Genomic DNA, 11,311 nt, shown 5'->3' with positions numbered 1-11,311 from the left:
GCGCGGCCTAGGCGTCGGGGCGGGAGGAGGAGGAGGAGGGGGCGGGGGCGGCACCGGGTCCGCCACCTGGGCCGGGACCCGCACCGGAGCCCCCACCACCCGGCCTCCCCCCAGGCGCCACCCCCGCGTTGGGCCGCTCCTTGGCCGCCGCGGCCCGAGCCATCTCCTCCAGCTTCGTGAGCAGCGGCATCGGGTCCGTGCCGACCGTCCCGGGCAGGAACTCCGCGATCCGCTCCGGCGTCCAGCCGCCCTCGGCGTACCCGGCGCGCAGCTCGCGCGGCTGCGCCCAGACGGCGATCTTGGGGCCCGCGACGGTGTACACCTGGCCGGTGATGCGCTCCTGGCGCGCGCGGTCGCTGAGCAGATAGACGACGAGCGCGGCCACGTCCTCGGGGTCGCCGATCTCCGTCAGCTCCATGGGGACGTTCGCGGACATCCGGGTGCGGGCGACGGGGGCGACGGCGTTGGCGGTGATGCCGTACTTGTGCAGGCCGAGGGCGGCGCTGCGGACCAGGGAGATGATGCCGCCCTTGGCGGCGCTGTAGTTGGCCTGGGCGACGGAGCCCTGGTGGTTGCCGCTGGTGAAACCGATGAGGGTGCCGGAGCCCTGTTTGCGCATGACGGCGGACGCGGCCCTGAAGGCGGTGAAGGTGCCCTTCAGATGGGTGGCGACGACCGGGTCCCACTCCTCCTCCGCCATGTTGAACAGCATGCGTTCGCGCAGGATCCCGGCCACGCACACGACGCCGTCCACGCGCCCGTAGCGGGCGAGCGCCACGTCCACGATCCGCTGGCCGCCCGCCATCGTGGAGATGTCGTCCGCGACGGCCACCGCCTCGCCGCCCGCCGCCTCGATCTCCTTGACGACGGCCGCGGCGACCTCGCTGGTGGGCTCGGCGCCCTCGACGGACACCCCGTAGTCGTTGACGACGACCTGCGCGCCCTCGGCCGCCGCGGCGAGCGCGACCGCCCTGCCGATGCCCCGTCCGGCGCCCGTGACGGCGACCACCTTGCCTGCCAAGAAGTTCCCCACACCGGCCCCTTCCCGCGGTTTCTGACGGACCGTTAGATTTTATGGCCCGTCAGACACCGGAAGACAAGCCCCGGGGAGCACTCATGTCAGCGCCGTCCGACCCCGCGGCCGCCCCGGCCGCGTCATCCGCCCCGCCCATGCCGCCCGAGTTCCTCGACATCGCCGAGCGCGTCAACAACTGGGGCCGCTGGGGCGCCGACGACGAGATCGGCACCCTGAACCTGATCACCGACGAGGTGGTGCGCGCGGCCGCCGCCACGGTCCGCTCGGGCCGCCGGGTGCCGCTCGCGCTGCCGCTGCGCCGCGACGGCGTGCAGACAGGATCGATCCCCGGCCGCGTCAATCCGCTGCACACGATGGTGCAGATCAACCAGCCGCTCTTCGGGCCCGGTTCGGTCGCGACCAGCGACGACATCGTCACGATGGGCCTGCAGGCGGCCACGCACTGGGACGCGCTTCCGCACGCCTCGCACTCGGGCCTGATCTACAACGGCCGCCCCGCGGACACGATCACCGCGCACGGGGGCGCCCGCTTCAGCGGCATCGGCACGGCCGCGTACGTCGTCTCGCGCGGCGTCCTGCTCGACGTGGCCCGCGCCAAGGGCCTCGACCGACTGCCCGCCGATCACGCGGTGACCCCCGAGGACCTCGACGAGGCGGCGGAGTTCGGGGGCGTCACCGTCGGCGCCGGGGACGTCGTCCTCGTACGGACGGGGCACGTCCAGGCGTATCTGGCGGGTGACCGGCGCGGTTACGGTTATCCGTCGCCGGGTCTTTCGGTGCGGACGCCGGAGTGGTTCCACGCGCGGGACGTGGCGGCCGTCGCCAATGACACGCTGACCTTCGAGATCTTCCCGCCGGAGATCGAGAACCTGTGGCTGCCGGTACACGCCCTGGACCTGGTCGAGATGGGCATGCCGCAGGGCCAGAACTGGAATCTCGAAGAGTTGTCCACAGCCTGTGGAGAAGAGCGCCGCCACAGCTTCCTGCTGTCGGCGACCCCGGAGCCCTTCACCGGCGCGACGGGCGCACCGGTGGCACCGGTCGCGGTCTTCTGAGTCGGCGGACCCCGAGCGGGTCCGCGGGCCCCGGGTCCGAGCATGGACCTCCGGGTCGGAGTTCGGGTGGCGGCGCGTCGGCGCCCGCCCCGAGCGCTGTACCGCGCGCCGCCATCCGGCTCCGGCGTACGAGCCCCCGCCCCCCTTCTGCCCTGAAGGAGCGCCACGCCGAATCACGATCCGCACCTCGCCAAGGACCGGGCCACAGGCGCCAGCGCCCCTCGGCGTCCCCTCGCGGCGAATCGCTGCCCACCAGCGTGATCAATTGGTCACGGTACGTCAACACCGAGTCGGGGATTTATGGGGTTTGCCGTTTTTGCCCCTGCCCGCGCACGGCCGCGCATCGGGGCACGGGACGGCGCATACGACGGCACGCCGGGCGGCGCGGGTGCGCGGGGCGTCGTGCGGCCACGGAGGGAGGCAGGCGGGGAGCGGGGGCGGTCGGGGGTCACACGGATTCGCCCTGGGGTCACACGGTTTCGTACGGGGGGTCGCACGGGTGCGGCCGGGGCTGCGGGCGGGCGGGGCGGCGGGTGAGCCGGAGCGGAGGGTGAGCCGGAGCGGCGGGCCGACCGGACCGCTTGGCCCGCGGGCGCTACACCGCTTCGTACGCGACGTCCTCGTGGGTGGTCCCGTCGAAGGTGACGGCGGGGGTGCCCGCCTCGCACCGGTCGACCTCGCACCAGATGCTCTTGCCGGTGCCCTCGTGGCGCCAGCCCCAGCGGTCGGCGAGTCCGTCGACCAGCTCCAGGCCGCGGCCGTTGGTGTCGTCGCCCTCGGCGTGCCGGGGGCGGGGCGGACGGGCGCTGCGGTCGGCGACCTCGACGCGGACGGTGCCGGGCTCGTCGGCGGGGACTCCGGGCAGCAGCATGCGCAGGACGGCCGGACAGCCCGTGTGCACAACGGCGTTGGTGACCAGCTCCGAGATCAGCAGGATCAGCGTCTCGGCCACCGGCTCGTCGGCAGCTATGCCCGACCCGGCGAGCCGCGACCGGGCCCATCTGCGGGCCCGGCCCACTTCCGCGGGATCGGGACCTACTTCCAGCTGAACTTGAAGCACCTGCACCGCTCACACCATCCGAACCGGCGGACACATCGCCTCGTGACTCCACAAGGTCACAGAACGTGAAACCCTTGAGAGACAGCATGGTTGACGTTCAGTCACCCCAACAAGCGCTTCGGGCATATTCCAGCGCGAAGGAGTACGCGTGCGGCATACTGTGCGACGCGCGCCGCAGGGTGTCGAACAGGCGGGCGCTCGGCCTCGTCCTGCGCGGCGAGAGGAGCGCGTTACCAGGCACGGAGTTGCCTCGGGGGCAACACCGGCACAGCTCGGCCTCAGGACCTCTCGCATCTGACACAAGGTACCGGAGCCGGGCGTCGACTCCGCGTCGCGACGAGTCACGCCTAGGACACAACCCGATATCGACGCTCGGTGCGACGCTCAGTAGCCTTACCGCCTTTCCCCGGCCGCACAAGTCGATCATGAAACCGGGCCCGCGCCGCCCCTTCGGCCACCCGCACCGACCCCCTCCCGGCGCCGCTCACAGCGCCGCCGCCAGCGCCTCCTCGGCCGCCGCCGGGCCTGCGCCGAGCCCCGCCCGCACCCACGCCCGCTTCAGATGCAGATGGACGTCGGACTCCCAGGTGAACCCCATGCCACCGTGCGCTTGCAGACAGTCACGGGCGTTGCGCACGGCCGCGTCGTCGGCGAGCAGCCGGGCCCCGACGGCTTCGAGCGGGTCGCCGGTGACCGCGGCGGCGTACACGGCGACGCGGGCCAGCTCCGCGCGGACCAGCATGTCGGCGCACAGGTGCTGCACGGCCTGGAAGCGGCCGACGGGGCCGCCGAACTGTTCCCGCTCCCGGGCGTGTTGGACGGCCAGCTCGCCGGTGCGGGCGGCGGAGCCGAGCTGTTCGGCGGCGCGGAGCAGGGCGGCGCGGGGGTCCTGGGCCTCCCCGCCGGACCCCCGACCACGCACCCGGTGCAGGGGCGTCAGCGGATCGACGGACCGTACGGCCACCGCCCCCGCCACGTCCCCCCGCACCACGTCGGCCTCGTCCAGCCACGGCACGAACGGCCCTTCGGCGGCGGTGACGGCCGTCCTCCCCTCGGCGGCGCCCGCGACCTCCCCGGCCGCGAGGAACGTCGCCACGGCGGGCCCGGGCAGCAGCACCCGCCCCGCCTCCTCGAAGGCCAACACGGCCTCGGGCAGGCCGAGTCCGACGCCGCCCGCGTCCTCGGGCAGGCAGAGCGCGAAGAACCCCGCGTCGCCCAGAGCCCGCCACAGCTTCCGGTCGAGGCGGGGCTCCGCGACGGCGGCCCGCAGCGCGTCCCGGCCGAACCGCCCTTCGAGCACGTCCCGCAGGCCCCGCCGCAACGCCCGTTGATCATCACTGAGTTGGAAGTCCATGCGCCGCTCACCGCCCCTTCGGCAGGCCGAGGATCCGCTCGGCGACGATGTTCCGCTGGATCTGCGAGGTTCCGGCGGCGATGGTGTACGACAGCGAGGAGAGGCGTTCGCGCGTCCAGGGCTCGTCGAGGTCGAGGGCGCCGGGGCCGAGCACCTGGGCCGCCGTGTCGTACAGCTCCTGACGGGCGTGCGAGTAGCGCAGCTTGAAGACGGAGCCGCCGACGCCGGGGACGCCGCCGGTGCGCTGGGCCTCGCTGACGTTCCACTGGGTGAGCCGCCACAGGGCGGCGAACTCCGCGCTGAGGCGCCCGAGCCCGCGCCGCAGGACCGGGTCGTCCCAGCGCCCGTCGGCGCGCGCGGCGCGGGCAAGGTCGCCGAGCAGCCGCCGGCAGGCCACGACCTCCCCCACGAAGGCCGTGCCCCGCTCGAACGACAGGGTCACCATGGTCACGCGCCACCCGTCGTTCTCGGCGCCCACCCGGTTGGCGACCGGCACCCGCACCTCGTCGAGGAACACCTCGGCGAACTCGGCGGTGCCCGCGAGGGTCCGCAGCGGGCGCACGGTGATCCCGGCCGCGTCCATGGGAAGCGCGAGCCAGGTGATGCCCCGGTGCTTGGGCGTCTGTGCGCTCACGGGGGTGGTCCGTACCAGGAGTTCGCACCAGTCGGCGACCTCCGCGTGCGAGGTCCAGATCTTCGAACCGCTCACTACGTAGTCGTCGCCGTCCCGCCACGCGCGCGTGCGCAGCGACGCGAGGTCGGATCCGGCGTCCGGTTCGCTGAAGCCCTGGCACCACACCTCGTCCCCGCGCAGCATCGGCGGCAGCCACCGCTCCCGCTGCTCGGGGGTGCCTTCGGAGGCGATGGTGGGTCCGGCGTGCAGCAGGCCGACGAAGTTGGCGCCCACGTAGGGGGCACCGGCCTTCTCGGTCTCCTCCAGGAAGATCAGCCGCCGGGTCGGGGACGCGTCCCAGTGCACCTCGCCGTACCCCGCGTCGTGGAGCGTCCGCTGCCACGCGGTGTCGTACGCCCGCCGCCCCGGCCAGTCGTCGGGCGACGGCTTCCCGGGCAGCTTCGGCAGCACCTCGGCGAGCCACCCCCGCAGCCCCGCCCGGAAGACTTCCTCTTCCTCCGTGTACGTCAGGTCCATCGAGGTCCCCTCGCCCGACCATTTCTGACGGATCGTCAGCCAGCAGGCTAGCTCCGCACCCCTGGACCGACAAGGAGCGGGGCTCTACGCTCACCGCACGATCTGACAGCCCGTCAGACATCGCCGTCCCGGGCACCACCGCGACCACGAGGGGGCCGCCGTGCACGACGACACCGCCCATGCCCTGAGCGCCTGCGGAACGCTCTGGGAGCTGATCGAGCGCCGCGCCGCCCTCACCCCGGACGCCCCCGCCCTGATCCAGGCCGCCGCCGACCCCGCCGCCGACCGCGTCCTCACCTTCGGCGGGCTTCGGGACGCCTGCGAGCGGGTGGCGGCGGGGCTGTACGGGATGGGGGTGCGGCCGGGGACGGTCGTCGCCTGGCAGTTGCCGACGCGGATCGAGACCGCCGTCCTGTCCTTCGCGCTCGCCCGGATCGGCGCCGTCCAGTCACCCGTGATCCCGTTCTACCGGGACCGCGAGGTCGGCTTCGCGCTGCGGGAGTCGAAGGCCGCGTACTTCGCGGTGCCGGGGGTGTGGCGGGGCTACGACCACACCGGCCTCGCCCGGCGGCTCGGCGCGCGCGGCGTGTTCACCGCGTACGACGAACTGCCCGAGGGCGACCCGGGCGTGCTGCCCCCGCCGCCCACCGACGGCCGCGCGGTGCGCTGGATCTACTGGACGTCGGGGACGACGTCCGACCCCAAGGGCGTCCTGCACACCGACCGCTCCCTGATCGCGGGCGGCTCCTGCCTGGCGCACGCGCTGCGCCTGACACCCGCCGACGTGGGCTCGATGGCCTTCCCCTTCGCGCACATCGCGGGCCCCGACTACACGGTGATGCTGCTCCTGTACGGCTTCCCCGCCGTCATGTTCGAGCACTTCGCGCTGCCGGACGCGCTGGCCGGCTACCGGCGGCACGGGGTGACGGTCGCGGGCGGCTCGACGGCGTTCTACTCGATGTTCCTGGCCCAGCGGCGCGAGCGGCCCGCCGAGCCCCTCATCCCCACGCTCCGCCTGCTCGCGGGCGGCGGCGCCCCCAAGCCCCCCGACATCTACCACGCCGTCGTACGCGAACTCGGCTGCCAACTGACGCACGGCTACGGCATGACCGAGGTCCCGATGATCACGATGGGCGACCCCGACGACACCGCCGAGAACCTGGCCACCACGGAAGGGCGCCCGCCCGCCGGGATGGAGATCCGCGTCACCGACGCCGACGGCAAGGAACTGCCGGCCGGCACCGACGGCGAGGTCCGGCTGCGCGGCGAGGCCGTCTGCGCGGGCTACTTGGACGCGGCCGCCACCCGGGCCGCCTTCGACGCGGACGGGTTCCTGATCACCGGGGACCTCGGGCACGTACGGGAGTCGGGGCATCTCGTGCTCACGGGCCGCGCCAAGGACATCATCATCCGCAAGGGCGAGAACATCTCCGCCAAGGAGATCGAGGACCTGCTGCACACCCACCCCGCGGTGGCCGACGTGGCCGTGATCGGCCTGCCGGACGCGGAGCGCGGCGAGCGGGTGTGCGCGGTCGTGGAACGGGCCCCCGGCGCCCCCGCGTTGACGCTCCCGGAGGCCACCGCGTACCTGCGCGGCCAGGGCCTGTCCGTGCACAAGCTGCCGGAGCGCCTGGAGCTGGTGACGGCGCTGCCCCGCAACGAGGCGCTGCGGAAGGTCCTCAAGTACAAGCTGCGGGAGCGCTATTCGGCGTGAGCCACGCGCGTGCGTGCGCGTGGCTCACGACAGAAGCGGTGAACGTACGCCCTGCTCGGGGGCCGTGAAGCGTACGTCCTACTCGGGGACCGTGAAGTACGAAGCGAAGGCGGTGACCACCTGGTCCTCGGTGACCGGGCCCAGGTCGGCGGCGGCCTGCGCGGCGACGCCCGGCTGCACGCCGAGGACCCGCAGCACCCGCTCGACCTCCGCGCCGGTGACCGACCCGTCGCCGTCGCCGTCCGCCAGGGCGATCAGCGCGTGCAGGAACGGCCGGGCGATCTCCGCGAACCGCGCGGGGTTGTCGCGCAGCCGCTTCACGGCGCCGCCCACGAACTCGTCCCGGGTGATCCGCTGGTCCCCGTCCCGGTCGGCGATGCCCGCCATGCCCTGCCAGAACGCCTCGGCCCCGATGTAGAGGGCCTGGCCCTTCTCGGACCGCGCCGTCACCCCGAACTCCGCGAGCAGCGCCTTGGCCGCCGTGCTGAAGTCCTCACGGGAGATGTAGCCGTTGCCGTCCTGGTCGAAGGTGGCGAAACGGGCCGCGATCCTGCGTTCGTACTCGGCACTGTCCATGGTCTTCGGGCCGCCTCACTTCTCATGCGGTTGGGGGGGTTCGGCCGCCGCGACCGGAGCCGGGCGGCCGTACTACAGGTATCTGTCCAGGAGCGTACGACGCCGTCGCCCGCCGGGAGGCGGAAAAGCGACGCCTGTGCCAAGACCGCTGGAATTCCGGGACACAGGTGTGTCACGGGCGCGATCCTGACGCGGCGCGCGCCGGTCGCGGCATCCGCTCGGGACGGTTGTATCAGCATTCTGATCTTGACCGGGACGTGGGGCTCCGGTTGCCCTCCGCTTGCCCTCGGTCCCGGCCGCGCGGGCTACGCGGTCAGCGGCGCGGCGCTGTCGTCGACGGCCGACTCGGCGTCCGGGTACACCTCGAAGAGGCGGCGTACGCCGAGGGCGGCGAGGACGCGGTTCACGTGCGAGCCGTCGACGGCGCCCTGTGCGGGCAGGATCAGGCGCAGCCGGCCGCGGCAGGAGCGCATCAGACGGCGCGTGGTGATCAGTACGCCGACACCGCTGGAGTCGCAGAAGAACACGTCGGACAGGTCGAGGACCAGGCTGCGGCGGCCCTCGGCCACGGCGTCGTGCACGCGCTGGCGCAGCACGGGTGACGCCAGGAGGTCCATCTCCCCCGACACCCGCAGCACGACCCAGTCGCCCTGCTCGCCCACGGCCACCTTCAGCGCCACGCGTCAGCCTCTCGTCCGTCGATCCGACTCTCGTCCGTCGATCCGGCCCTCGTCCGTCGAGCGGGAGGCCATGGTCGGCGTCGTGCTCTCGTCCACTGATCCGGAAGCCGCTCCTTCGGTTCCTCTTTCGCGGCTGCCCCACGGCTCTTCCATGAAACACCAGAGCCCCACGCGTCCCGGAAGCGGGCCGCCGACCGAGGCCGAGTTCAATATCATTCGCGGCCGCGCCGGGGCCCGCTTTGCCGCAAAGAACGGGAAAGCGCGGGGAAAGGGCGGTGCGCTGTCAGTGCCGCCGACTACATTCGATGTAACGGTGAGGGTGAGGACTGAGAACGGCTAGCGCACGAGGGGGCCGCATGCCGAAGGACGCGCCGCGTCGCTGGGACCGCCGCATGCAGCAGCGCCTGGCACACGGAGAGGCAGCCGCGCTCGGCGAGCTGTACGACCACTTCGCGTCGCTGGTGCACGGCCTCGCGCACCGCGTCCTCGGCGACGTGGCGGCGGCCGACCGCATCACGCGCGAGGTCTTCACCCACGTCTGGGAGAACCCCGAGGCGTACGACCCCAAGCAGGGCCCGCTGCGCTCCTGGATCGCCATGCTCGCCCACCAGCAGGCCGTGCGCCGGCTGCGCCAGACCGAGTCCGCGGCGCTCGCCCGTGGCGGCGAGGGCACCACCGAGGACCTGGAGCGCACGGTCCGCCGCGCCTCCGCCGCCGCCCGCGCCGACTACATCGTCACCGCCATGCCCGCCCCGCTGCGCGCCGCCCTCGAATTGGCCTATTTCCAGCGCCGGGACTATCGCCAGACCGCCGCGGACCTCGGCGTCACCGAGGACGAGGCCCGCCGCAGGCTCCGCCTCGGCCTCCAGCTCCTCTCCACCGCGCACGACACCGCGCACGACACCGCGCCCGCCGACGAGCCCACCGACACCGGGGCCCACGGCTACGGGAGAGCACTGTGACCAGGCCCGACCAGCCGGACCCGTACGAGGACGACGGCCCGTCCCGCCCCGACGGCGAGGAGGCCCCCGGCGCGGCGGGACGCACCGGCGGCGGTGCGCCGCGCATACCCGCGCCGCGGGTCTCGGTGGAGGACGGCGGGGGCCCGCTGCCGGAGGGCTGGGGAACTCCGCAGCGGGGGGCCGGGGACGGGGCGCGGGAGCCGGGCGCAGACTGGGGGACGGGGCCGGAGGCCGACGCGGCGCGGGGCGCGGAGGCCGACGAAGGCACGAGTACAGGTACGCGTACTGGTACGGGTGCCGGATCGGAAGCTGGGACGGGGGCGGGGGCCGCGTCGGACGGGGGTGTGGGTATGGGGGCGCGGGACGCCGACGCGTTCGACCATCAAGTGCTGAAGTCGCTGCTCGGGGCCTGGGCGCTCGCCGCCTGCTCCGCCCAGGAGTCGATGGCCGTCGAGGAACATCTGGGCACCTGCGGGCCGTGCGCGGAGGAGGCGCTGCGGCTGCGCGAGGCCGTCGGCCTGCTGCACCCCGAGGAGAGCCTCGACCTCGATCCGGGCCTGCGGACGCGCGTCCTGGAGAGCTGCCTGGGGCGGCGCCCGCCGCGCATCCCGCTGCCCGAGTGGGCCGCTCCGTACGACGCCGAGACGGCACGGCTCGACGCGCTGCTCCAGGACATCGGGGACGCCGAGTGGCACGCGCCGGTGCGGCTGCGGTGGTTCGAGAACGACGGGCCCGTGAGCCGCAAGACGACGGTCGCCGGGGTGATCGCGCACCTCCTCGCCGTCGACGGCCTGGTCGGCACGGCGCTCGGCCTGCAGGATCCGCTCGGTGTGGAGGCCCCGCCGGTGCCGGACCCGACCCGGCGCACGGAGGTGTTCTGGCGCGCCTCGCACTTCCCGCCCACGCGCGCGGTACGCGGGCCCTGGCGGGACCAGACGCACGAGCTGATCCGGACCGTGTCCTTCGCGGGCGGCGGGTCGGGGCGGCTAGCCGTGGGGTACGGCACGGCGGAGGACGCGCCCGGCGAGGACGGGCAGCGGGTCGAACTGCCCCTGCGGGACTCGATGGTGGAGCGGGCCTTCGAGTGCTGGATCCACGCGGAGGACATCGCCGAGGCGGTGGACTACCCCTACGAGCCGCCCTCGCCCCGGCACCTCCACCACATGATCGACCTGGCGGCCCGGATGCTGCCGACCACCCTCGCCGAGCGGCGGCGCTCCGGCCGGGCCGCGCCCTCCCGCGAGTTGGTCGCGGCGGGGGCGCCGGGGCGCAGCCTGCGCCTGGAGGTCGAGGGGGTCGGCGGCGGCGAATGGTTCATCCCGCTGGACTCCCCCGGGGCGAGCGGGTCCGCCGAGTCCGAGGTCGCGCACATCGCCCTGGACGGCGTGGAGTTCTGCCGCCTGGCGGCGGGGCACGTGGCCCCCGAGGAGGCCGCCGCCGGCCAGCTGGGCGACCGCGAGGCGATCCGCGACGTCCTGTTCGCAGCGGCGTCGCTGAGCCGCCTGTAGCCCGGCGCCCCCCGGAGGCCCGTCACCTCAAGGCCGACGCTGACGCGACCGTCGACCGGGGGCGAGAGCGTTCGGCCCCGGGTGACCGTCCGGTGCGGAGCAAACGGATGGGGCAGGCCCCGCGCGCAGCGCGGGGAAACCGCCCACCGGCCCTGGCGACGCCGAACGGCCGGACCCGGCACCGGAGGTGTGGCGCGGCCCGGGCCGGAGGCCGGG

The 11,311-nt window shown here is 74.0% G+C and carries 10 protein-coding genes; 4 read left to right on the top strand and 6 right to left on the bottom strand.

What is annotated here, in order from left to right; all coding sequences use genetic code 11:
* Positions 1 to 7: 7 nt before the first annotated feature.
* On the bottom strand, positions 8 to 1,033 hold the full coding sequence (locus ACZ6AA_RS19695) for an SDR family NAD(P)-dependent oxidoreductase (protein ID WP_471459141.1): 1,026 nt from the start codon (positions 1,031 to 1,033) through the stop codon (positions 8 to 10).
* A 137-nt stretch (positions 1,034 to 1,170) separates the two neighbouring features.
* On the opposite strand from ACZ6AA_RS19695, the gene ACZ6AA_RS19690 reads away from it, so the two are divergent.
* Positions 1,171 to 2,091, top strand: a complete 921-nt coding sequence (locus ACZ6AA_RS19690) for a cyclase family protein (RefSeq protein ID WP_468457530.1) — start codon at positions 1,171 to 1,173, stop codon at positions 2,089 to 2,091.
* Between the two features lie 595 nt (positions 2,092 to 2,686).
* Here ACZ6AA_RS19690 and ACZ6AA_RS19685 read toward each other — a convergent pair.
* The 3 genes from ACZ6AA_RS19685 to ACZ6AA_RS19675 form a co-directional block, all read right to left on the bottom strand.
* Positions 2,687 to 3,157 (bottom strand): ATP-binding protein, encoded by a 471-nt coding sequence (locus ACZ6AA_RS19685; protein WP_190116156.1) that lies wholly within the window; start codon positions 3,155 to 3,157, stop codon positions 2,687 to 2,689.
* A 478-nt stretch (positions 3,158 to 3,635) separates the two neighbouring features.
* A complete protein-coding gene (locus ACZ6AA_RS19680) occupies positions 3,636 to 4,505 on the bottom strand; it encodes an acyl-CoA dehydrogenase family protein (protein WP_471459139.1) in 870 nt (289 codons plus the stop codon).
* 7 nt (positions 4,506 to 4,512) lie between these two features.
* Positions 4,513 to 5,655: an acyl-CoA dehydrogenase family protein gene (locus ACZ6AA_RS19675; protein WP_468457218.1), complete on the bottom strand. Its 1,143-nt coding sequence runs from the start codon at positions 5,653 to 5,655 to the stop codon at positions 4,513 to 4,515.
* Positions 5,656 to 5,815: 160 nt separating this feature from the next.
* Between ACZ6AA_RS19675 and ACZ6AA_RS19670 the strand changes: the two genes are divergently transcribed.
* Positions 5,816 to 7,369: a class I adenylate-forming enzyme family protein gene (locus tag ACZ6AA_RS19670; protein ID WP_471459137.1), complete on the top strand. Its 1,554-nt coding sequence runs from the start codon at positions 5,816 to 5,818 to the stop codon at positions 7,367 to 7,369.
* A 78-nt stretch (positions 7,370 to 7,447) separates the two neighbouring features.
* Here ACZ6AA_RS19670 and ACZ6AA_RS19665 read toward each other — a convergent pair whose 3' ends face one another.
* Positions 7,448 to 7,945 (bottom strand): EF-hand domain-containing protein, encoded by a 498-nt coding sequence (locus tag ACZ6AA_RS19665; RefSeq protein ID WP_468457222.1) that lies wholly within the window; start codon positions 7,943 to 7,945, stop codon positions 7,448 to 7,450.
* 305 nt (positions 7,946 to 8,250) lie between these two features.
* Positions 8,251 to 8,625: an STAS domain-containing protein gene (locus ACZ6AA_RS19660; protein WP_030361542.1), complete on the bottom strand. Its 375-nt coding sequence runs from the start codon at positions 8,623 to 8,625 to the stop codon at positions 8,251 to 8,253.
* A 356-nt stretch (positions 8,626 to 8,981) separates the two neighbouring features.
* Between ACZ6AA_RS19660 and ACZ6AA_RS19655 the strand changes: the two genes are divergently transcribed.
* Together ACZ6AA_RS19655 and ACZ6AA_RS19650 are read left to right on the top strand one after the other, a co-directional pair.
* Complete coding sequence (locus ACZ6AA_RS19655; RefSeq protein WP_471459134.1) at positions 8,982 to 9,587, top strand: sigma-70 family RNA polymerase sigma factor; 606 nt, start codon at positions 8,982 to 8,984, stop codon at positions 9,585 to 9,587.
* Positions 9,584 to 11,095, top strand: coding sequence for an MDMPI N domain containing protein (locus ACZ6AA_RS19650; RefSeq protein WP_471459132.1), 1,512 nt, complete (start codon positions 9,584 to 9,586; stop codon positions 11,093 to 11,095). Before ACZ6AA_RS19655 ends, ACZ6AA_RS19650 begins: the two co-directional genes overlap by 4 nt.
* The last annotated feature ends 216 nt before the right edge of the window (positions 11,096 to 11,311 follow it).

It is taken from the genome of Streptomyces sp. NPDC040610 (genome assembly GCF_055594065.1).
The sequence above is the reverse complement of the archived record's forward strand: the minus strand, read 5'-3'. Positions and strand labels throughout refer to the sequence as shown.